Here is a 21,832-nt window from a genome sequence, read left to right as displayed (position 1 = left end):
ACGACTGATCGTGTTTCATCCTGGTGAGGAGTCACGCATGCAGTCCTCCATCGGAGTTGGATTTCTCGGCGCCGGACCGGTCACGCAGGCCATTCACCTGCCGACCCTCGCCCGGCTCGGCGCCGCCTTCACAGTTCGCCATGTCACCGACATCGATGTGGCCGTCGCTGCGGCCGTGGCGAGTCGAGCGGGCGCCGCGCACTCGACCTCGGTCGAGGCGTTGCTCGATGATCCTGCGGTCGACGTCGTCGCGATCTGCAGTCCGAACGCATTCCATGCCGAGCAGGTGATCGCAGCGTGCCGGGCCGGTAAGAAGGCGGTGCTGTGCGAGAAGCCGCTGGCGATGTCCGCGGCCGAAGCCGACGCGATCGCGGTCACCTCGGCGGAGACCGGCGTACCGATCTTCGTCGGCGCGATGCACTCGTTCGATCCGGGCTGGCGGGCAGCCGTCGCGCACTGGGGTGAACTGCCGCGGACGAGTCACACCATCCGTTCGTCGATCGTGCTGCCGCCCAACTCGCGCTTCGAGGACGTCGCCACCGAAGTGCAGACGCGGCCGCCCTTCCCGGCACCTGACTACTCGGACGTCGCGGTGTTGGCCGCGATGACGCACGCGGGCGTGATGGGTCTCGCGATCCACGATCTCCCGCTGATCCGTAGTCTGCTCCCCCGGTACGACGACCTCCGGGTGATCGACGCCAAGTTCCTGGCACCGTTCGGGTACCGGATCCTCTTCGTTGCTGGCGGCAAGAGTATCGAGCTGCACGCCGTGATGTCGCAGACCTGGCAGCCCGACTGGATCCTCGAGGCGTTCGCCGACGATCAGGTCCTGCACGTCGAGTTCGCGCCTTCCTACGTTCATGCCGGCTCGGCGGTCAGCAGGCTCAGCACATCTGCAGCGACGCAGGTGTTCGGACCGGCCGAGGTCAACGGCTACGAAGTCGAGTGGCGTGAACTGGCCGGCGTCATCAACGGTGAACTCGCACCACCCGACGTCTCCACACTCGTCGATGATGTGCGCTTCGCCCTCGCGCTCGCGGATGCAGCGGCCGCGGCTGTCCGGTCAGCGCACGCTGTGGAGACGGCAGCATGAGCGCGCTCGCGACCCTGCCGTTGTCGTTCCCCGACCCGGCCGCGGTTGCCTTCGTCGAGGGCGAACCCGGCTGGCCGGCCGAACTGCTGCGCACGATGCGATCCGACGCCACCGGAATAGTCGTCGTCCATCCCACCCCGGACGACCTTGCCGATCTACTCGCCACGGCTCCGGCCAAGATCGTCGTCGTCGCCTCACGCTGGGCCTCCAACCCGGCGACAGGCCCGGCTGCGCAAGCTTTCCGCGCTGCGGCCACCAACCGAAGCAGGGTCGAGTGCCGGGTGATCGTGAGGCCCGGGCGCGATTTCTCGACCGCTCTACTGGAACAGATGGCGCTTGTGCGCGCTGTGCTCGGGCCGGTCACACAGCTTCAGGTAAAGCACGTTTCAGACCGCACCCTGTACGCCGAAGGACTGACGGACACGTCGGTCGCGATCGACTTCAGCATTGTCTGCACCGCCGCCACGCCCGCGTCGGCCGCACTCCGGCTGCTGACGGACGACGGCAGCGTCGAGTTGCAGCTCCCGTCCGGTGACACCGCACAGCCTGCCCGGCTGATCACCATCGGACCCGACGGCGCCGTACTGGCGCCAACTCGCTACGAGACCGGGCTTCGCTGGAGCCTTCGTCGCCTGCGCGAACTGCATGCGGCCGGATCGGCCGACGGGCTGGCCGATCTGCGCTGCCTTCGAGCGGACGTCGTGACGACGACCGCCGCCCTCGGGGAATACGAGAGGAGCACATTCCGATGAACAACACACAGCATGGCGGCGTCAGTCGCCGAGGATTCCTGGGGCTGGCCGGTGCCGCGATCGCCGCACCCGCGCTGGCAGCATGCAACGTCTCCGGCAACAGCGGAGCCACCAAAGCCGGCGGTGGCGGCGGCACCCTCAAGTTCTGGGACATGCCGTGGGGAACACCTGCCTACAACGACCTCGGCAAGAAGATCATCACCGACTACACCGGCTCGACCAAGGCGTCGTACCAGATCATTCAGTGGAACGGCTTCTACCAGACGTTCTCGTCGGCGATCGCGTCCAAGACCGGGCCGGCGGTCAGTTCCGGCGCGGGCTTCCAGGCGTTCCAGTTCGCCGACCAGGGCCAGATCGCGTACGCCGACAACTTCATCGAGAGCCTGAAGAAGGACGGCACGTACGACGACTTCCTGCCGGGTGTGCTCGACACGATGAAGACCGACAAGGGGTACGCCGGCGTACCGTGGCAGACCGACGTACGCCCGTTCTGGTACAACAAGGCGCTGCTCGACCAGGCAGGCGTGTCGGTGCCGACGTCCTGGGACGAACTGCTGGCCGCCGGGAAGGCCCTGAAGAAGATCGGCGCGTCCGGGTTCGCCACCGGAGCAGGGGCCGGCAACAACCTCGGTGCGCACACGATGGTCGCGATGATGGTCAACAACGGCGGCGGCCTGTTCGACCCGGACGGCAAGCCGGACTGTGTGACGGACGCCAACATCCAGGCGATGACGTTCGTTCGCGAGCTCGCGAACGAAGGGATCATCGACTCGGGAGCGGTGTCCTACACGGCCGACAACCTCGACGCCCAGTGGAAGAACAAGAAGGCAGGCATCGGGATCCACACTCCCGGCCTCGCAGCGCGGGCAGGCACGACCGGCAAGGACCTGCACGTCATGGACCCGCTGAAGAGCTCGAGCGGCACCGTCGCGGGGCTGTTCTTCGTGAACAACCTGATGATGTACACCAACACACCTTCACAGGAGGCGTCAGAGGCGTTCCTGAAGTACTACCTGGGGCAGATCCACACCTATTGGCAGAGCCCGGTCGGGGTCGCCGTACCGGTGCTGAAGTCGATCGCCAAGGCCGACTACCACGCGAAGGATCCCAACCAGGTCGCGATCGTCGACAAGTGGATGCCGGTCTGCAAGACCTACGCCGCGAAGAAGACACAGTCGTTCGCCGCGCTGGCTGCCGTCGACGGGGGCCAACCTCTCGCGCAGTTCGCGCAGGCCATGTTGCAGGGAAAGACCGACCCCAAGGCGGCCATCACCACCCTGCAGCAGGGTCTCGAGTCGATTGTCAAACGATGACCCTGACCCAGGGTGTTTCGACCACGTCCCGGTCTCGGCCAACAGCACCACCTGCTCCGTCCGCCAAGGGCAAAGGACCCAGTCGTCGCGCGATCACGATGATCTTGTTGGTCGCACCCGCGATCATCCTCGTCGTACTGATCAACGCGTACCCGCTCGTGGTCGCGGCGTCGCAGTCGATCCACAACGGCACCTTGATCGTCACTGGCGACTTCGTAGGCCTGTCCAACTACGTCGACGTCGTCACCAGCCCACGCTTCTGGTCAGCCGCTCGATTCACGCTGGTCTTCACCGTCGTCGGCGTCTTCGGCAGTTGGCTGGTCGGCATGGGTCTCGCGCTGCTGCTGCGAACGAGGATCCCCGGTAGAGGTTTGTTCAAGATCCTGCTGATGCTTCCGTGGGTGGTACCGATCGTCGTGTCGTCCACGGCCTGGAACTGGCTGGTCGGTACGCCGGACAGCCCGCTGCCTGCCCTCGCGGCGAATCTCGGATTCGGCGAGGTCCACTTCCTCGCCGACCCGACCCTGGCCGCCATCACGGTCTGCGTCTTCAAGGTCTGGGTCAGCTTCCCGTTCATGATGCTGATGACGTCGGCCGCACTGGCCGCTGTGGACACGGGAGTCTACGAAGCCGCCGGCATCGACGGAGCGGGCCGATGGCAACAATTCGTCCACATCACGCTGCCGCTGATCTCGCGATCGACGTACATCAGCTGGATCCTGATGACGATCTTCTGCGTCAACGACTTCCCGACCATCTATCTGCTGACCGGCGGCGGACCGGTCGACGCGACCTCGTCCCTGGTCGTCCTGGCCTATCGCAGCGTCTTCCAGGACCTGCTCACGGGTCCCGGCGTGGCGATCGCGTTCCTGATGACGCTCGTCCTGGTCATCGTCTCGACCACGCTCTACCGCCAGATCAAGAAGGTGGACATCGCATGACAACCATCCAGGTCTCACGACCGCGAGAACCCGGGACGCGCGGCCAATGGTGGCGCTTCGCCGTCCTCTTGCTCATCACCCTGGTCGTACTCGTACCGGTCCTCGCCACCCTCCTCCTGGCCATCCGGCCCAGCGCGACAAGCACCTCCACCAGCGCACTCACGCTCGAGAACTTCCGGTACATCTTCGGCAACACCGACATCATGCTCTGGCTCGGCAACAGCCTCGGCGTCACCCTCGCCACCGTCCTGGTGTCCGTCATCGTCGCCGCCCCGGCCGGATACGTGCTGTCCCGCGGCCGTGGGAAGGCGGTGTCCGGGTTCTCCCTGCTGCTCTTCGTCATCCAGTCCTTGCCGGTGATCACCGCGATCATCCCGCTCTTCGTGCTCTTCGCCCGGCTCGGCCTCGCCGACAACCTGATCGGCCTGGTCATCGTGTACGTCGGCAGCACGCTGTCCGTCGCGACCTGGATGATGGCGGCGTACTTCGACTCGATCCCCCACGCACTCGAAGAAGCCGCCTGGGTCGACGGCTGCTCGGTCTTCGGCTCCTTCACCAGGATCGTGCTCCGCAACTCCCTGCCCGGCATCCTCTCCACCGCGATCTTCGCGTTCCTGCTCGCCTGGAACGACTACCTCGTCGCCCTGGTCTTCCTACGGTCCAGCACGATCTTCACGCTCCCGATCGGACTGCAGACGTTCTTCCAGCAGAACGCCACCGACTGGGGCTCCGTCATGGCGGTCTCGGTCGTGATCATGCTGCCACCGGCGATCATCTTCGCCGTCCTCAACAAGTACTTCAGCGTCGGCGGTATCGGCGGCTCGCTCGCCGGGCGCTGACCCTTTCCAAGGAGTCATTCGATGGCAAACTTCCGTGTCGGCCTGAACCCGTTGCCCTGGGTCCTCGGCGCCGACGGCTTCAACCTGACCGAACCCGTACTGCGAACCGCGTTCGCAGAGATCCGGACCACCCCGTTCCGCGGCATCCACGCCGATCCACCATCAAGTCTCGACGCCGCCGGCTATCGCGCACTGCTGGCCGAGTACGGCCTCGAACCGGCCCCCGGCTACTTCTCGGTCGACATCAACGCCGGAAACCTCGCCGAGACAGCCAAACGCCACGCGGCCATCCAGGCCGAACTCGGCAACACCGAAGTCTTCCTCGCCACCGGCCTGACCTCCGAGCGCATCGCCCATCCCTCCATCGGGTACGGCGGTCTTCTGCCGGGGGTGATCGACGCGATCGGGGCCGCGGCCGAAGCGATCACCTCCGAGGGAGTTGTTCCTGCCCTGCATCCGCACGTGGGTAGCAGCATCGAGACCGAGTCCGAGATCCGCGCCGTGCTGGACGCCGTACCGGCCTCGATCCTTGCCTTCGGCCCCGATACCGGGCATCTCGCCTGGGCCGGCATCACTCCGGCGACGTTGATGGCGCAGTACGCCGATCGCATCGTGGCCGCGCACCTCAAGGACGTCCATCTCGGCCAGGCGCAAGCCGCCCGGGACGCCGACGCGACGTACTTCGACGCCACCGTCACCAAGTTCACCGTCTGGACCGAACCGGGTCGCGGCGACGTCGACCTTCTCGCGGCGATCGCGACGCTGCCGGAGTCCTTCAACGGGTGGCTCGTCGTCGAGGTCGACGTACCCGAAGCTGACACCAACCTCGCATCGACCGAGCTCTCCGCCGAGTGGATCACCGACCACCTCGGCACGGCGGTGTTCTGATGGCAGACTTCGAGCCGCTGTTCAATGGCAAGGATCTGACTGGTTGGTCGGTCATCCCACGCAGCTACGGGTCGATCTGGCCGGGCGGCCCCGACGTACTCGATGTCGCACCGGACTTCCCCCGCGACTACGCCGAGCAGGCCGAGCTCCATCCAGCCGCCTGGACGGTCGAGGACGGCGCCATCGTCGGCCGGCAAGAACCGCTCGGAAGCGGGTACGGCGGATACCTCATCAGCGACGAGAAGTTCGCCGACTTCGAACTCACCCTCGAGCTGAACCCGGACTGGCCCGCCGACACCGGCGTCATGCTCCGCCGCCGGCCGGACTCCTGGCACGGACTCCAGGTCCTCGTCGACCACCGCCACTCCGGCTCCATCGGCGGCTTCTTCGGCAACGGCCTCGGCAGCTTCCACGCCGTACCCTTCGCTCTCACCGCCCGACTCGACTCCACCGGCAACCCCATCGGGCTGCGCGAGGACGACCCGGCGACGTCAGCCGAACCCTTCTCCCCCGACAAGGAGAAGATGCTCGAGTACGCCGCACCCATCGAGGACCTCCTCTCCACCTGGCGATGGCGGGACTGGAACTCACTCCGTGTCCGCTGCGTCGGCGAACGCCCCCGCGTCACCACCTGGATCAACGACGTACGCATCGCGGAAATCGACCTGGCCACCTTGCAGGCACCGAACTACGACGCCGACACCGTCGCCGACTTCCTCGGCCCGTCCGGCCACATCGCCCTCGAGGTCCACGACAACGACCCCCTCCTGGGAACCGACCGCTGGGCCCCGAACGCCGCCTGCCGCTGGCGCAACATCATGCTCAAAGTGATGTAGGTCACAGTCCTGCACCGAGGCATTGACCTTCTGACTACGTAGACACATTCTGACTGCGTAGTCAGGAGAGCCGTTCGGCTTAAGGTGAGGGCCTATGAGCGAGGCGAGACCGGGATCCGGGAGCGGGCGTTCGCGCCGTCCCGGGAGCACGGATGTCGCTCGGCTGGCCGGGGTGTCGCAGAAGACCGTTTCCCGGGTGCTGAACGGTGAGCCGTACGTCAAGGAGGAGGTCCGGCTCCGGGTCCAGGCGGCCATGCGCGAGCTCGGCTACCGCCGTAACGATGCGGCCCGCGCGCTCAACTCCGGGAAGACCCGGCGGATCGGCGTGGTCTGCCTCGGTACGGCGTTCTTCGGCCCGTCCACCCAACTCGTGGCCATCGAGCGTGCCCTGCGCAGCACGGGTTACTCGTTGACCATCGTCAACACGATGGAAGGCGACACCGGGGGCGTCGCCGGCGCTGTCGACCACCTGCTCGAGCAGGGAGTGGACGGCATCATCTTGTCCGAGCCGATCGACGAGGGCGACGACCAGCCGATCGATCTGGACATCCCGGTGCTCACCTTCGGGCGGTTCCCCGGACTCAGCGCGCGGCCGATGATCACCACTGGCGGCGACGGAGTCGGGGCCGCGCGATCCGCGACCGAGCATCTCCTCGGCCTCGGGCACCGAACGGTCTGGCATGTCGCAGGCCCACAGCGCTGGTGGGCGGCTCGGGACCGGCTCGAGGGCTGGCAGCAGGCGTTGGCCGACGCCGGTGCGCCCGAACCACCTGTCCTGGAAGGCGATTGGCTCCCGGCCTCCGGCTACGCGGCCGGCCGGGAGTTGGCCGCGAACGACGAGGTCACCGCGATCTTCGTCGCCAACGACGACATGACCATCGGCGTACTGCGCGCGCTGACCGAGGCCGGCCGCGCGGTGCCTGACGACGTCAGCATCGTCGGCTTCGACGACATCCCCTCGGCGGGGTTCCTGACCCCGCCGCTCACCACCATCCCGCAGGACTTCGACGTGCACGTCGCCCGCGGGATCGAGAACCTCGTCACGGAGATCGAGTCGCCCACCGGCGACCGCTCCCTCTCGCCGGAGCCAACACCGCTCCGGCTGGTCATCCGTCACTCCACCGCCACCAAGCGCTGAGCAAACACACCCCAGGCACGTCGGCCGATGCCACGTGCCCAGGCACCGCCATGCCAACTTCAAGGAGTTGTTCCCCGTGTTCAGACATTCGAAAGCCGGCATCGCCCTAGCAGCCATCGCCGCACTCACTCTTGCCGCATGCGGCGGGGGCGGCGGCTCCTCCAGCAACGCCACCCAGGCGCAGGCCGTCAGCCAGGCCGACATCGACAAGGCCATGTCCACCCCGACCGAACTCACCTTCTGGACCTGGGTGCCGGACATCAAGAAGGAGGTGGCGCTGTTCGAGGCGAAGTACCCGGCGATCAAGGTGAACGTCGTCAACGCGGGTCAGGGCGAACCGCAGTACACGAAGCTCCGGACCGCGCTGAAGGCCGGCACCGGGGCACCGGACGCGGCCCAGATCGAGTTCCAGTACGTCCCGACCTTCTCGATCACGAAGAGCCTGGTGGATCTTCGTCCGTACGGCGCGGCCGGTCTGAAGGACAAGTTCGTCGACTGGACCTGGAACCAGGTGTCCGGCTCCGGTGGCGAGGTCTGGGCGATCCCGCAGGACACCGGGCCGATGGGGATGCTGTATCGCAAGGACATCTTCGACAAGTACGGCATCACCGTCCCGAAGACCTGGGACGAGTTCGCCGCCGCGGCTCGCAAACTGCACGCGGCCGACCCGAAGGTCAGCATGACCAACCTGGCCTCGAACCAGAACGGTGTCTGGATGGGTCTGCTCTGGCAAGCCGGCGTCAAGCCGTTCGAGGTCACCGGCGCCGACTCGGTGAAGGTGAACCTGAACGACGACCAGTCGAAGAAGCTGGGCACCTACTGGAGCGGCCTGATCAAGGACGGCTCGGTCTCGACCGATCCGGACTTCACCGACCAGTGGTACCAAGCTCTGAACCGTGGCCAGTACGCGACCTGGCTGACCGCCGCCTGGGGTCCGGTGTTCCTGTCCGGCTCGGCCAAGTCGACCAGCGGCAAGTGGCGGGCCGCTCCGCTGCCGCAGTGGGACGCTGCCAAGCCGGTCTCGGGCAACTGGGGCGGATCGACGACCGCGGTCGTGGCCGGGACGAAGAACCCGATCGCCGCCGCCAAGCTGGCGGAGTTCCTGAACACCGATCCCGCATCGACGAAGCTGTTCGCCACGCAGCAGTTCCTGTTCCCGGCCACCAAGGCGTTGCTCGCGGATCCGGCGTTCGTCCAGGAGAAGCCGGCGTTCTACGGCGGGCAGACCGTCAACCAGGTCTTCTCCGGAATCAGTGACACCGTCGACGCCAAGTTCCAGTGGCCGCCGTTCCTCGACCAGACGGTCAACGACTGGGACGAGACGGTCGGGAAGTCCTTCGCCGACAAGTCCGATACGGGCGCGGCTCTTGACCAGTGGCAGTCGCGGACCACGACGTACGCGAAGAACCAGGGCTTCAAGGTCAACCCATGAGACGGCTCGCCTCCAGCCGGGCGCGGCGATCCGTCGACCCCTCCGCGACCGGCTACCTGTTCGTCGCGCCGTTCCTGCTGGTGTTCGCCGCGATGCTCGTGCTGCCGCTGGGCTATGCGGCGTACCTGAGCCTGTTCCAGGACCGGCTCATCGGCGGCACCGTCTTCGCCGGCCTGGACAACTACGTCACCGCCCTGCAGGACGATCGGCTGTTGCAGGGCGTCCTGCGGGTGGCCAAGTTCTTCGCCTTCCAGGTTCCGATCATGCTGGCGATCTCGTTGCTCGCGGCGCTTGCCATCGACAGCGGCCTGCTGCGCTTCGCGAAGGCGTTCCGGCTCGGGATCTTCTTGCCGTACGCCGTACCGAGCGTGGTCGCCACGTTGATGTGGGGCTACCTGTACGGACCGGACTTCGGGCCGGTCGCCCAGCTCGCGGACAAGATCGGCGCCGCCGCTCCGAAGTTCCTGAGCGACGGCTGGATGCTCAGCTCGATGGCGAACATCGTCACCTGGGAGTTCACCGGCTACAACATGATCATCCTGTACGCCGCTCTGCGCGCGATCCCGCACGAGCTCTACGAAGCCGCCGCGGTCGACGGTGCGGGGCCGTGGCGGACGGCGTGGAGCATCAAGATCCCCGCCATCCGCCCGGCCCTCCTGCTGTGCGTCATCTTCTCCGTCATCGGGAGCTTCCAGCTCTTCGCCGAGCCGAACCTGCTGCAGCGGCTGGCGCCGAGCGTGATCGACAGCGCCTACACGCCCAACCTCTACGCCTACACGCTGGCCTTCACCGGCCAGCAGGTGAACTACGCCGCCGCGGTCTCGTTCCTGCTCGGTGCGGTCATCGTCATCGCGTCGTACACCGTACTGTTCCTCACCAACCGCAGGAGCAAGCGATGAGCGAGCGTCGCAGCAAACTCCTGATGATCGGCATGATCGCGCTGTTCGTGTACTTCCTGCTGCCGTTGTTCTGGCTGTTCGTCGCGTCGACGAAGACGACCGGCGATCTGTTCTCGAGCTTCGGGTTGTGGTTCAGCAAGGACTTCAGCTTGCTCACGAACATCCGCCAGACCGTCACGTACGACGGCGGCGTCTACGCCCGGTGGATGCTCAACACCGTCTTCTACTCCGTCGTCAGTGCCGGCGGGGCCGCGTTCCTGAGCGCGCTCGGCGGGTACGGCTTCGCGAAGTACCGGTTCCGCGGCAACGGCGCGATGTTCGCGCTCGTCCTCGGGTCGATCATGGTTCCCACGACCGCGCTCGCGATCCCGACGTACCTGCTGTTCAGCAAGGTCGGTCTGGTGAACACCCCGTGGGCGATCATCCTGCCGTCCCTGGTCAGCCCGTTCGGCCTGTACCTGATGCGGATCTACGCGCAGGACGCGATCCCGGACGGGATCATCGAGGCGGCCCGGATCGACGGGGCGAGTGAGTTCCGGATCTTCTTCCAGGTAGCACTGCGGATGCTCTCACCCGGCCTCGTCACCGTGCTGCTGTTCACGCTGGTGGCGACCTGGAACAACTACTTCCTGCCGCTCATCATGCTCAACAACCCGAAGCTCTACCCGGTGACCGTCGGGCTGGCCGCCTGGTCGTCGCAATCCGTCGGCGGTGGCGGCTCGACCGGGGCTCTGCTGTCGTCGGTCGTCACCGGCTCCCTGCTGTCGGTGATCCCGCTGATCGCTGCGTTCCTGCTGCTGCAGCGGTACTGGCAGTCCGGGCTGTCCGCCGGCGGGGTCAAGGAATAGCTGTGCCCCTAGTCAAGAACTGGCCTACTTTCATTGGAGAAAACCGTGCAGGACCGTGTGTTGTTCGGAGCTGCGTACTACCACGAGTACCAGCCGCACGACCGGCTCGAGCAGGATCTCGACCTGATGGCCGCAGCCCACTTCTCGGTCATCCGGGTCGGCGAGTCGGTCTGGTCGACCTGGGAGCCGGAGAACGGGCAGTTCGATCTCGACTGGCTGCAACCCGTCCTCGACGGGGCGCACCGGCGGGGGATCGCCGTGCTGCTCGGCACCCCGACGTACGCCGTACCGCCGTGGCTGGTCCGGCTGTACCCGGAGATCACCGGTGAACGGAAGACCGGGCAGCGGATCGGCTGGGGTGCGCGGCAGGAGGTCGACTTCACTCATCCGGCGTTCCGCTTCCACGCCGAGCGGGTGATCCGCAAGATCATCGGCCGGTACGCCGATCACCCGGCCGTGATCGGGTTCCAGGTCGACAACGAGCCGGGGAACGAGCTCTTCCACAACCACGGCGTGTTCCAGCGGTTCGTCGACAGCCTGCGGCTCAAGTACGGCGACGTACAGACGCTCAACGACGAATGGGGCCTTGTCTACTGGTCACACCGCCTGACGGACTGGGCCGACCTGTGGACACCCGACGGCAACGTCCAGCCGCAGTACGACGTCGCCTGGCGCCAGTTCCAGGCCGACCAGACCACCGAGTTCATCGGCTGGCAGGCCGACCTCGTCCGCGAATACGCCCGCCCCGACCAGTTCGTCACCACCTGCATCTCCTACGAACGGCCAGCCATCGCCGACGACGAGCTGGTACGGCGACTCGACGTCACAGCAGGCAATCCCTACTACGCCGTGCAGGACGGACTCCTCCACCCACAGACCGGTCCGGCACAGCAGGGCTGGACCACCACCGGCACCTGGGCGCTGTATCTGACCGCCGACCGGATGTACTCGTCACAGCAACGCCCCTTCCTCGTCACCGAGACCAACGCGCAGTCCATCGGCTACCCCTGGGACAACAGGCCCGCGTACGACGGTCAATGGCGCCAAGCCGCGTGGGCGCTGATCTCGCGCGGGGCCAAGATGATCGAGTACTGGCATTGGCACACCCTGCACTTCGGCGCGGAGACCTACTGGGGCGGCGTACTCCCCCACAACGGCCTGCCCGGCCGCACCTACAAGGAGATCGCCCAGCTGGGCGCCGAGCTCGAGGCGGCCGGCTCGCTGATCGCCGACCTGACACCGGACAGCGACGTGACGATGCTCTACTCGTTGCCGAGCAAGTGGCTGATGCAGAAGTACCCACCGCTCTCACACGAGGACGGCAGCCCGGACGAACGCTCGTACCACAGTCTCTTCGATCCCTTCTACCGTGGAGCTTTGGACGCCGGCCTGCAGGTCCGCATCCTGCACGCAAGTCAGTTCGACGGCTCGGTCGAAGACCACCCGGTTCTCGTCGTACCCGGGCTGTACCTGGCCGACGACGCGCTGCTGGACCAGCTCGTCGCGTACGCCGAAGCCGGCGGCCACCTGGTTGTCGGACCGCGCACCGGATACGCCGATCACGAAGCCCGCGCCCGCACCGAGGTCCAACCGGCTCGACTGGCCGCAGCGGCAGGAGTCAGGTACGACGAATACAGCAACCTCAGCCACGACGTACGAGTCCACGGAACCACCCTGCGACTCGGCGACGACGCCGCCGCCACGCACTGGGCCGACGCCCTGCAAGTCGACGGCGCCGACGTACTCGCCACCTACGACCACCCGCACCTCGGCCGCTGGCCGGCCATCACCACCCGAACCCACGGCAACGGCCGCATCACGTACGTCGGCACCGTCCCCAACGCCCCGCTCGCCACCGCGCTGTTCCGCTGGATCGCCCCCACACCGTGGACCGACCTCCCGCCCAGCGTCACCACGACCTCCGCAACCACCACCAACGGCGAACGCCTTCACTTCATCCACAACTGGTCCTGGAACACCGTCGACGTCTGCCTCCCACACCCCCTTCACGACGTACTCGCAGACACCACAACCGACAGCAAACTGGCCCTCGGCCCATGGGACGTACGAGTCCTGGTCGAGCCAGGTGGACCGGCCCTCGATTGAACGAGGTTGGGTGCGGGTGTTAGGTGGAGAGCACATGACTTCGGTGGATCATCGGAAGGACACCCCGGATGGAACTCGGTCTGCAGATTCCTGACTTCACCTGGCCGAACGGCGCGGCCGCGCTCGGACCGGAGCTCGCGGCCGTCGCCCGGACTGCCGACCAGGCCGGCTTCGGCTACGTGGCGGTGATGGATCACTTCTTCCAGATCCATGGCGTGGGGCCGGCCGAACACGACATGCTCGAGGCGTACACGACGCTCGGATTCCTGGCCGCTCACACCGAACGCGCCAAACTGCTCACCGTCATCACCGGCGTGCACTACCGGCATCCGGGCCTGCTCGCGAAGGCGATGACCACGCTCGACGTACTGTCCGGGGGCCGCGCCATGATCGGGCTCGGCGCCGGCTGGAACGAGGAGGAATCCCGTGGTCTCGGCTTCCCGTTCCCGCCGGTCGCCGAGCGGTTCGAGCGGCTGGAGGAGACACTGCAGTACCTCCTGCAGATGTGGTCCGACAACGACGGCCCGTTCAAGGGGCAGCACTATCAGGCCGAACGGCTGATGAACGTCCCGCAGGCGCTCAGCAAGCCGCATCCGCCGATCATGGTCGGCGGTGGCGGCGAGAAGAAGACGCTGCGCCTGGTGGCCAAGTACGCACAGGCGTGCAACGTGTTCAACACCCCTGATCTCGAACACAAACTCGACGTCCTCAAACAGCACTGCGAGAACGAGGGCCGCGACTACGACGACATCACGAAGACCGTCTACCACCTGATCGACACCGGCGAGAACGGCGAGAAGACCAGCGAGCTCATCGACGAGCTCGGCCGCCTCCACGGCCTCGGCTTCAGCGCCGCCCTCGGCATGGTCCCGCAGGTCCCACGCCTCGACGTACTGGAACGCATCGGATCCGACGTCATCCCAGTCGTCGCAGCCTTCTGACGCGGCTCGCGGCTGTCCTTCGGGGGCGGGGCGGGTTACGGTCCTAGGTGGGGAGTGGAGGCCGGGCCGGGCTGGTCCCGATCTTGCAGGGGAATGGGCGTACGGCTGGATCAGCCAGCGGGCCGGATCAGCAGGAGGGTCAGCCCATGACGTCCTCACACGTGTCGGTTCTGAACCACCACGATCGTTCCGGCGAGCCCGGCGGTCGTCTGGTCGTGGATCGCCTTCCCCAGTTGGCCAGCCACCACGGCACGCCACCCGATCTGTTCCTTCGCTGGGGTGCGATGCCCAGGACGGCGACCGTCGACGTCGTCGTCCATCTGCACGGTCACTCGGATCACGGACGCCAGATGCATCTGGTCCGGGACAAGGTCCCGATCAGCGGGCTGGACCTGGTCGACCCGGCACATCCGGCAACGGGCGGGCGGCGGGCGCCGACTCTGCTGGTCCTGCCACGCGGCAACTTCTACGGCGGTCGCTCCGGCCACGGCTACGGCTTTCCCGCCCTGACCGCGCCCGGGGCGTTGCGCTCGCTGGTCGATACGGCGCTGCGGCGATTCAGCGCCGCCAGCGGCGTCCGGGCGACCCGCGGGCGGCTGATCCTGACCGCGCACTCCGGCGGTGGATCGGCGCTGATGGCGATTCTGCGCCATGCGAATCCGGACGAGGTCCACACCTTCGACGCCCTGTACAGCGACCCCGCGCCACTCATCGCCTGGGCTCGCCGGCGTCAAGGGTCACCAGGGAGCGCTCTCCGCGTTCTCTTCCGGCCCGGCGAACCGACCGCGGCCAACAGCCTCCGGGTGGCGGAAGCCATCGGGTCGGCCTCGCGGCGGTTCCGCGTCGAGCGGACGACGGTCCCGCACCTCGCCATCCCGCGAACGTTCGGCTGGCGTCTGCTGGCCGACGCCGGCGCGGACCTGCCCGGCGCGGTCCGGACCCACCGGCCGGCTCGCGCCGAGCAGGAACAGGAGTACGGCGGGACGCCGCCGAGCGCACTGTGTACGAGCATCGCCCGCATCGCCGACGAGGAGTACCGGCGATGGCGCCCAGGGGGAGCAACTGCGCTGACCGAGACCAACGCGGCCGCGAGCCCGATCCTGCGCGAGTACTACCGGGTCGGCGTCCAGCAGACCGTGACCGACGCGGAGATGCGCAGTACGGCGTACCAGGGGAACCACCCGTGGTCGGCGGTGTTCATCTCTTACGTGATGCGGAAAGCGGGAGCCGGACCAACGGCGTTCAAGTACTCGACGGCACATCAGAGTTACATCCGGGAGGCACGCGCCAACCGGTTGAACAAGAACACCGCGAGCCCCTTCTGGGCGTTCCGGGCGACCGAGATCGCACCGGCGGTCGGGGATCTCGTCTGCGCAGCGCGGGCGAACAGCGGAGCGACGTACGACAACATCGCGGATCCGCAGATGCGGTCGACGCACTGTGATGTCGTGACCAAGGTCGAGCCGGGGCGCATCCGCGTGATCGGAGGCAATGTCAGCCAGACGGTCGGCGACAAGTGGCTGCGGATCCGGCCGGACGGGAAGCTCGATCTGTCCGGGTCGCAGAGCCTCCTCTTCGCCGTGATCCGGTGTCGTTCGGGTCAGGCCGCCGCTCCCCCGGCCACCATGACGCCGTGGACCTTCCGGCTTCCTTGGCCGTTCTCGTCGTCCACGCCGTATGCACCTACGCGGACGCCGACGCACCCGCCGCCACTCGGTCCGGCCGCCCCCACACCGACCGATCTCAACGGTCGGGTGGCCAGAGTCATGCGCCTGCTGACCAGCAAGTACGGCTATCCCGTCAACGGTGCGGCCGGACTGGTCGGCAACCTGATCGCCGAATCCCAGGTGCAGCCCAACCGGCTCGAAGGCAGCAAGTCGGACACACCGATGCGCATGCAGGACTTCGCCGGCCAGGTCCGCGACTTCACGCCCGACCAGATCCGCGACCGCAGCTTCAGCCGCAAGACCGGCCCGCGCCTGCCCGGCATCGGCCTCGCCCAGTGGACCAGCCCCGACCGGCGGACCGGACTCTTCGCGCATACCTACCAAGGACGACAGCTGGGCTCGGCGATCGTGTTCGACCTCGACGCCCAGGTCGACTACCTGGTCACCGAACTGCGCAGCACCACCTACCGCTCGGTCGACGTCGTACTCCGGCGCCCGGGCGTCACGCTCGAGCAGGCCTCCGACGAAGTCGTCCTGAACTTCGAGCGACCCGCCGATGTGCTGAACAAACCGACGTCGGATCCGGGAGTCCAGGTGGTCCTCAACCGTCGCCGGGGCTTCGGCCGCCAGGCGTTGCAGATCCATCGTGGCGCCGGGCCGGCCTGACGCCCGGCACCGTTCTCATCCGTCACCGCCGAAGGGACACGTCGTGAAGAAGAAGTACAGGATCTGGATCATCAGGTCGACTGCGAAGCGCTACCGGTGGATCTTCACCGTCCACGGCGACGGGACCATCCGTGTCCTGGCGCAGAGCGCGCGCGACTACAGGTCCAGGCGGAAGGTGCGCAAAGCGATCGACAAGATGAAGGACGCCTTCCCCGGAGCCGAGGTCCGTGACTCCGACGGGACACCCGGTACGTTCCAGCTACCAGCCACCAGTTTCGCCGTCGACTTCGACGTCGTACCGCTGATGGTCGACCCGCCGGAGGAGCGGCTGGGCCGAGCGAGGAGAGCGAACGAGCAGCCGCTGATCGCCACGAGCTGACGCCGGCATCGGGGGGTGTGGCAGAGCTCGTGGATGCCTGGATCAAGGTGATCGGAGCGCCGGACGACGTCGTCCGGTCGGTACTGCACGGCCTGACGGCGGCCGGCGTCCGGCTGCACGACCAAGACCACGACGAGGCCGGTCAGTCGCGCCACAGCGTCGTCCTTTTCGAGAAGGTCACCGCCGAGGTGGCTGACAGCGTCCGCGAGCTCGCCGCGTCCCGGCCAGGACGAGTCCTCGCGCTCTCCACCTGCGGCGGACTGCCCGGCGACGACTGCTGGGGACTGCTCCGGGCCGGCGCATCCGATGTCATCACCTGGCGCGAAGCCGAAGAGTCGTCCCGGCACGTCGCCGACCGGCTCAACCGCTGGCGCACCATCGACGAACTGGTCGCCTGCCGGCACGTGCAGGACTTCCTCGTCGGAGACAGCGCGGTCTGGCAGTCCGTACTGCGTGAAGCGGTCGAGATCGCGCGGTTCACCACCGCCGCGGTGCTGATCACCGGCGAGAGCGGCACCGGCAAGGAACGCATCGCCCAGCTCATCCACGAGCTCGACCCGCGACCGCACAAGAAGAAGCTGGTCGTGCTCGATTGCTCGACCGTCGTGCCGTCGCTGTCCGGGAGTGAGTTCTTCGGTCATGAGAAGGGCGCGTTCACCGGTGCGGCGGTCGCCCGCGACGGCGCGTTCGCGCTGGCCGACGGCGGCACGTTGTTCCTCGACGAAGTCGGTGAGCTGCCGGTCAACCTCCAGGCCGAGCTGCTGCGGGTCATCCAGGAGGGCACCTTCAAACGAGTCGGCAGCAACACCTGGCGCAAGAGCACCTTCCGGCTGGTGTGCGCGACGAACCGCGACCTGGGTCGCGCGCGGTCCGAGGGGACGTTCCGGAACGACTTCTACTACCGGATCGCCGGCTGCACGGTGCACCTGCCGAGTCTGCGCGAGCGAACCGAGGACATCGTCGCGTTGTTCCGGCACTTCTTCCGGCAGGTGTACCCGGACCGCGAACCCCCCGAGCTCGAGGACGCGGTCCAGGAGCTGCTCGTCACGCGTGACTATCCCGGCAACGTCCGGGACCTGCGCAGCCTCGTCCTGCGGATCATCCACCGTCATCTCGCCGACGGCTTCGTGACCGTCGGAGACATCCCGGAGCAGGACCGCCCGGCCGCGGCACGCCCCGGGTGAGCCGAAGGAAATTGCCGGCCAGGATCAACGAGGCCGCGGCCGGCGGCAGGTCCAGGTAGCGGATCTTCTCCAGTTCCAGACCGGGATGAAGCCACGGACCGTCGGACCCGAACAACACCTTCCGCGGCCCGGCCCGCCGAACCGCCTTCTCCAGTACGTCGAACCGCCGTACGCCGGACGTGTCGGTGAAGATGTTCGGCCGCTCTGCCAGCACGCTCACGAACGCCAGCTGCGCACTCCAGTCGTCGGCGAAACTCCCCAGGTGCGGGATGATGAAGTTCACGTCCGGGTACTCGGTCGCGAGCAGCTCCGCGCCGGCCACCTCGCCCATCACGTCGTACAGCACCGGCAGTCGGAGGCGGCGCGCGACGTCGCAGATCTCCCGGCTGATGCGGGCGTCGTGCCGGTGCACCTTGATGCCGCGGAACCCGAACCGGGTGATCGCGTCGCGCACCATCGGCAGGATCCGCCCGCGGTCGCGTTCGGCGTGGACGAAGGCGAAACCGAAGAACCGGTCCGGTGCGGCGCCGACGATGCGCCCGACCGCCTCGTTCGCGACGGCGTAGTCGGAATGGAAGGCAGCCATCAGGTTCGACCTGGCGATGCCGGCCCGGTCGCACCGGCGCAGGTACTGATCGAGGGGCGCGCTCGTGTCCCAGGGCCCGGTGAAACCGTCACCGGGCCCTGCGTGACAGTGCGCGTCGATGACCCCGATCTCCGCGGACGACATCGATCAGCTGCGGTAGGCGCCGTACCTCCGGCGCAGGTGGAGGGCCGGCATCGAACGATCGGCCCGCTGGGTCAGGTCGACGCCGGTCACGGCCCGGTACGCGTGGATGTAGCCCTGGACCTCGGCCCGCCAGTAGCGCGCCCAGTTCGCCGCCTGCTCGGGCTCGATCACCGTGGTCCAGTTGCCGAAGCGCATGCCGAGCAGCAGCTGCTCACCGAACACCGCGAGATCGCGGAAGTGCAGCACCGACGAGTCCGACCAGCCCTGCAGCTTGTTCATCGCCTCGACCCGGTCCATCCAGGCCTCCGGGTAGGCGACCATCGTCCGAGTCGGCAGGAAGTCCCGCATCTCCGGCCGAGCGAGGATCCACTGGGTCATCAGCATCTCGTGCCGGGCCGTCCACGGCAGGTCGCCGTACTGGTTGTGCGCGCCCTGCGTGAGCAGCAGATGCATCTCCTTCAGACCGTTGAGTACGCCGAAGCCGTCCGCGATCCGGGTGGTGTCGTCGTCGTACTCGTAGAACACCGAACACAACCTGAGCAGCTGGTGGAACGCCTCCACGAACCGCGACCGGGAGTCGGCACCGCGCACCGGCGGACCCGGGCTCGAGGCCAGGACCAGGCCGTAGTGGTGGTCGTACTCGTACGCCCGCCGGACCGTGGTCAGCCGGTGCTGCGTGTCCTGGATCCAGCCCCAGATCAGGTTGTTCAACGGCCGCAGCGGATCGATCTCCAGACCGGAGAGCGGATCGCGGCCGCGCGGCCCACTGGTCCGGTTCTGGAACCGCCAGCTGATCGCGTTGATCGTCTGCACCAGGTGGGCCTCCTCGCCCCAGTAGGACCAGAGCAGTTCGAGGAAGCACGGGTTCGCGAGCTTGTCGGCCAGGATCCCGAAGCAGACCTCCGCGTCGTCCTCGCGCCGGTCGCCGCCGACCACCGCGACGTCGCGCAGCTTGAGCCGGATCAGCTCGAGGTACGGGAGTACGTCGAGGTAGCCGCCGTCGCCGGTCGCGATCCGGGCCAGGTACGAGCGCCACTGGGCTTCGAGGTCACCGGCCTGCACGGCCCGTTGCAGCCGCCGGCTCTCGGCCTCCAGATCGAGGTCGAGACGGTTGAACCCGTCCGCGTCGACGCCGCAGTGGATCATCAGGAAGACCTCGGTCGCCGCCTTCAGCAACCGGTAGCGGTCGACGTTGGGGAAGGGCAGCGCGGTCCGGCGCTTGACCTTGTTCAGCTGGTGTTTGTGGTCGGTCGAATCGCCGCACATGACCTTGTCGAGGAACTTGCTGTAGTTCTCGAAGCCGAGCAGGTTGGTGCTGTTCCGGATCGCGACCCAGAGCGCCTGGTCCGATGTCGGCGGGACCGTGGTGCGCTTCATCGTCACCGCCACGTCGTCGCCGGCGGCGAACGGCCGCGGCGTGACCTCGATCGGATCGGACTCGTCCTGGTAGAACGCCTCGTTGCGTTCGACGTCGTCGCCGCCGGTCTCGAGCCTGGTCAGCTTGACGCCGACCCGCCACGAGCCGACGGTCAGCGCACTGGTGTCGAGCGTCGCCTGGAGCACATGCGGGGCGCCGCCCTGATCCGGCCAGCTGACCTGTCCGCCTTCGACCGTGGTGGCGCCCATCAACGCGACCCGCAGTTCCCGCTTCGGCAGGACGACCGGGCCGCTGACGGTCCACTCGACGCCGAAGTCGCCGGACAGGCTGGGTGCCTCGGCCTTGACCAGCACGATCCCGCCCGCGCTGATCCGGGCCGGATGTGCGGTGACCTCGACCCCTCCGTCGTACGATTCATCGGTTCTGGTTGAGGTGGTACTCGTCATCAGTGTTCCTCCAGTCAGACAGCGGCCAGTCGCCGCTGGGTGTTCTCGGGTGGGTCGACCCAGATCAAGGGCTGGCCGACGTACATCGCGGTCTCCGTCCGGGTGGTGGCCTGAGCCGTGGCCAAGGCGCTCCGGACCGCCCAGGTGGTGATCAGCCCTTTGAGCAGGCGGCTCTCCCGCTCGGGCGTCAGCCGGCCGCTCGCCCGGGCTTGTCCCAGCACCGCGAACGCGAGCGTCGGTGGTTCCCGCGCCATCCGGTCCGGGTCCGCGGTCCACGCGTCGAAGCGCCGGAGCAACGCGACCCGGTCCAACTCCGGATTCCGGAGTACGTCGCCCAGCGTGTGACCGCGGAGCCGGCCGGGACGGGCCTCGACCAGGATCGAGATCAGCTCCGGCATCGTCGTACGCAAGCGCTCGATGTTCGCCGCGGTCTCCGGCCGGACCTGGTCGATCGGGTACAGCTCCTGCCAGACGCCGGCCAGCCGCGCCCATTGCGGGTCCGGGTAGAGCCGGTCGCCGATCGCGCAGCTGAGCAGCACCCGCACCCAGGGGATCGGATGCGGGTCCTCGTCAGGTGCCCGGAAGACGAACGCCCGGGGCAGACTGACCAGTCCCATCAGGCCGAGGGTCGAGCCGATCCCGATCCGGCTGATCGACCAGAAGTCCGCGACGATCTCGGAGATCCAGCGATCCCACAGCGCCCAGGCCGGCCCGCGCCGGGTCCGGAGCCGGCTCCGCAGGCACTCGACCAGATCGAGCAGCGCCGCGCCCTGGTGACCGCATTCGTGCACCAGCGACGAGGCGATGCCGAACCCGATCATCCGCTCGCGCGGAATCCTGATCAAGGCGACCGGATTCTCGCCACCGCCGGGCAGCCGCGTCCGCGCCCGGCGGATGGTGCCGCCGATGCCCCGGTGGAGTGAGGTCACGACCGGAGGGGCACTGAAGAACTTGGCCGGCAGCAACAATGCTTCCGCCGCGGCGACGTCCAGCCCGGCCAGCAGTACCCCGTTGTCGTGCTCGCTGCGCTGGGTCACGACCTCTGAGAACAGGTCGAACTGCGTCAACGCGTCCTGGAACGCGAGCCGGAGAGTCCAGAACCTGCGCTGCTGTTCGGCCGCGGGTGCGTTCTGACCCGGTCCACGCAGCCAGCGCAGCAACTCCTGCGCCCGCCGGTGAACTTCCCGACGGCCGGCGATCAGGTGCTGCTCGATCCCGGACAAGGCGGCCGGCGACAGCGCCGCGGCCGCGACGCACGTCTCCTGGAGCACGAACGGTTCGACCTGCGCGAGCCTCGTCAGCATCGCGCGGGTCTCCTGCTCCAGGAGCCAGGTCGCCGCCGGATCGCCGGTCATG

The 21,832-nt window shown here is 67.5% G+C and carries 19 protein-coding genes; 16 read left to right on the top strand and 3 right to left on the bottom strand.

What is annotated here, in order from left to right; genetic code table 11:
* Positions 1–37 precede the first annotated feature (37 nt).
* From OHB24_RS23580 to OHB24_RS23505, 16 genes are all read left to right on the top strand, one after another.
* Entirely contained in the window at positions 38–1,093 is a 1,056-nt protein-coding gene (locus OHB24_RS23580) for a Gfo/Idh/MocA family protein (protein ID WP_327632983.1), read from the top strand.
* Positions 1,090–1,845, top strand: coding sequence for a hypothetical protein (locus tag OHB24_RS23575; protein ID WP_327632982.1), 756 nt, complete (start codon positions 1,090–1,092; stop codon positions 1,843–1,845). The genes OHB24_RS23580 and OHB24_RS23575 overlap by 4 nt, the downstream gene beginning before the upstream one ends.
* Positions 1,842–3,158 carry an ABC transporter substrate-binding protein gene (locus OHB24_RS23570; RefSeq protein ID WP_327632981.1) on the top strand — a complete coding sequence of 439 codons (1,317 nt, stop codon included), beginning with the start codon at positions 1,842–1,844 and terminating at the stop codon, positions 3,156–3,158. Before OHB24_RS23575 ends, OHB24_RS23570 begins: the two co-directional genes overlap by 4 nt.
* A 98-nt stretch (positions 3,159–3,256) precedes the next feature.
* Positions 3,257–4,099: a carbohydrate ABC transporter permease gene (locus OHB24_RS23565; protein WP_327632980.1), complete on the top strand. Its 843-nt coding sequence runs from the start codon at positions 3,257–3,259 to the stop codon at positions 4,097–4,099.
* Positions 4,096–4,938 (top strand): carbohydrate ABC transporter permease, encoded by an 843-nt coding sequence (locus tag OHB24_RS23560; protein WP_327632979.1) that lies wholly within the window; start codon positions 4,096–4,098, stop codon positions 4,936–4,938. The genes OHB24_RS23565 and OHB24_RS23560 overlap by 4 nt, the downstream gene beginning before the upstream one ends.
* Before the next feature lie 21 nt (positions 4,939–4,959).
* Entirely contained in the window at positions 4,960–5,826 is an 867-nt protein-coding gene (locus OHB24_RS23555) for a sugar phosphate isomerase/epimerase family protein (RefSeq protein WP_327632978.1), read from the top strand.
* Positions 5,826–6,662, top strand: a complete 837-nt coding sequence (locus OHB24_RS23550) for a 3-keto-disaccharide hydrolase (protein WP_327632977.1) — start codon at positions 5,826–5,828, stop codon at positions 6,660–6,662. Before OHB24_RS23555 ends, OHB24_RS23550 begins: the two co-directional genes overlap by 1 nt.
* A gap of 94 nt (positions 6,663–6,756) precedes the next feature.
* On the top strand, positions 6,757–7,800 hold the full coding sequence (locus OHB24_RS23545; RefSeq protein ID WP_327632976.1) for a LacI family DNA-binding transcriptional regulator: 1,044 nt from the start codon (positions 6,757–6,759) through the stop codon (positions 7,798–7,800).
* Positions 7,801–7,876: 76 nt separating this feature from the next.
* The gene (locus OHB24_RS23540; RefSeq protein ID WP_327632975.1) at positions 7,877–9,232 is read left to right on the top strand and encodes an ABC transporter substrate-binding protein; all 1,356 of its coding nucleotides are present in this window, start codon (positions 7,877–7,879) and stop codon (positions 9,230–9,232) included.
* A complete protein-coding gene (locus tag OHB24_RS23535) occupies positions 9,229–10,131 on the top strand; it encodes a carbohydrate ABC transporter permease (protein ID WP_327632974.1) in 903 nt (300 codons plus the stop codon). The genes OHB24_RS23540 and OHB24_RS23535 overlap by 4 nt, the downstream gene beginning before the upstream one ends.
* Positions 10,128–10,979, top strand: a complete 852-nt coding sequence (locus OHB24_RS23530; RefSeq protein ID WP_327632973.1) for a carbohydrate ABC transporter permease — start codon at positions 10,128–10,130, stop codon at positions 10,977–10,979. The genes OHB24_RS23535 and OHB24_RS23530 overlap by 4 nt, the downstream gene beginning before the upstream one ends.
* Before the next feature lie 45 nt (positions 10,980–11,024).
* Entirely contained in the window at positions 11,025–13,085 is a 2,061-nt protein-coding gene (locus OHB24_RS23525; RefSeq protein WP_327632972.1) for a beta-galactosidase, read from the top strand.
* A gap of 68 nt (positions 13,086–13,153) precedes the next feature.
* Positions 13,154–14,026, top strand: coding sequence for an LLM class F420-dependent oxidoreductase (locus OHB24_RS23520; RefSeq protein ID WP_327632971.1), 873 nt, complete (start codon positions 13,154–13,156; stop codon positions 14,024–14,026).
* A 146-nt stretch (positions 14,027–14,172) separates the two neighbouring features.
* Entirely contained in the window at positions 14,173–16,359 is a 2,187-nt protein-coding gene (locus OHB24_RS23515) for a phage tail tip lysozyme (protein WP_327632970.1), read from the top strand.
* Between the two features lie 43 nt (positions 16,360–16,402).
* Positions 16,403–16,738: a hypothetical protein gene (locus OHB24_RS23510; protein ID WP_327632969.1), complete on the top strand. Its 336-nt coding sequence runs from the start codon at positions 16,403–16,405 to the stop codon at positions 16,736–16,738.
* A 17-nt stretch (positions 16,739–16,755) separates the two neighbouring features.
* Entirely contained in the window at positions 16,756–17,922 is a 1,167-nt protein-coding gene (locus tag OHB24_RS23505) for a sigma 54-interacting transcriptional regulator (RefSeq protein ID WP_327632968.1), read from the top strand.
* Here OHB24_RS23505 and OHB24_RS23500 read toward each other — a convergent pair.
* From OHB24_RS23500 to OHB24_RS23490, 3 genes are read right to left on the bottom strand one after another with little or no spacing between them, the layout of a single operon-like run.
* Positions 17,837–18,652, bottom strand: a complete 816-nt coding sequence (locus OHB24_RS23500; protein WP_327632967.1) for an amidohydrolase family protein — start codon at positions 18,650–18,652, stop codon at positions 17,837–17,839. The two genes, OHB24_RS23505 and OHB24_RS23500, sit on opposite strands and share 86 nt — an antisense overlap.
* Positions 18,653–18,655: 3 nt before the next feature.
* Positions 18,656–20,476 carry a hypothetical protein gene (locus OHB24_RS23495; protein WP_327632966.1) on the bottom strand — a complete coding sequence of 607 codons (1,821 nt, stop codon included), beginning with the start codon at positions 20,474–20,476 and terminating at the stop codon, positions 18,656–18,658.
* Positions 20,477–20,490: 14 nt separating this feature from the next.
* Entirely contained in the window at positions 20,491–21,831 is a 1,341-nt protein-coding gene (locus OHB24_RS23490; protein ID WP_327632965.1) for a hypothetical protein, read from the bottom strand.
* Position 21,832: the final 1 nt, after the last annotated feature.

This window comes from Kribbella sp. NBC_00482, assembly GCF_036013725.1.
Taxonomy (GTDB): Bacteria; Actinomycetota; Actinomycetes; order Propionibacteriales; family Kribbellaceae; genus Kribbella.
This window is presented reverse-complemented; position numbering and strand designations above follow the sequence as displayed.

Coding starts and splice junctions, on each gene's coding strand:
- OHB24_RS23580 (WP_327632983.1), top strand. CDS start 38: ATGCAGTCCTCCATCGGAGTTGGATTTCTCGGCGCCGGACCGGTCACG.
- OHB24_RS23575 (WP_327632982.1), top strand. CDS start 1,090: ATGAGCGCGCTCGCGACCCTGCCGTTGTCGTTCCCCGACCCGGCCGCG.
- OHB24_RS23570 (WP_327632981.1), top strand. CDS start 1,842: ATGAACAACACACAGCATGGCGGCGTCAGTCGCCGAGGATTCCTGGGG.
- OHB24_RS23565 (WP_327632980.1), top strand. CDS start 3,257: ATGATCTTGTTGGTCGCACCCGCGATCATCCTCGTCGTACTGATCAAC.
- OHB24_RS23560 (WP_327632979.1), top strand. CDS start 4,096: ATGACAACCATCCAGGTCTCACGACCGCGAGAACCCGGGACGCGCGGC.
- OHB24_RS23555 (WP_327632978.1), top strand. CDS start 4,960: ATGGCAAACTTCCGTGTCGGCCTGAACCCGTTGCCCTGGGTCCTCGGC.
- OHB24_RS23550 (WP_327632977.1), top strand. CDS start 5,826: ATGGCAGACTTCGAGCCGCTGTTCAATGGCAAGGATCTGACTGGTTGG.
- OHB24_RS23545 (WP_327632976.1), top strand. CDS start 6,757: ATGAGCGAGGCGAGACCGGGATCCGGGAGCGGGCGTTCGCGCCGTCCC.
- OHB24_RS23535 (WP_327632974.1), top strand. CDS start 9,229: ATGAGACGGCTCGCCTCCAGCCGGGCGCGGCGATCCGTCGACCCCTCC.
- OHB24_RS23530 (WP_327632973.1), top strand. CDS start 10,128: ATGAGCGAGCGTCGCAGCAAACTCCTGATGATCGGCATGATCGCGCTG.
- OHB24_RS23520 (WP_327632971.1), top strand. CDS start 13,154: ATGGAACTCGGTCTGCAGATTCCTGACTTCACCTGGCCGAACGGCGCG.
- OHB24_RS23515 (WP_327632970.1), top strand. CDS start 14,173: ATGACGTCCTCACACGTGTCGGTTCTGAACCACCACGATCGTTCCGGC.
- OHB24_RS23500 (WP_327632967.1), bottom strand. CDS start 18,652: ATGTCGTCCGCGGAGATCGGGGTCATCGACGCGCACTGTCACGCAGGG.
- OHB24_RS23495 (WP_327632966.1), bottom strand. CDS start 20,476: ATGACGAGTACCACCTCAACCAGAACCGATGAATCGTACGACGGAGGG.
- OHB24_RS23490 (WP_327632965.1), bottom strand. CDS start 21,831: ATGACCGGCGATCCGGCGGCGACCTGGCTCCTGGAGCAGGAGACCCGC.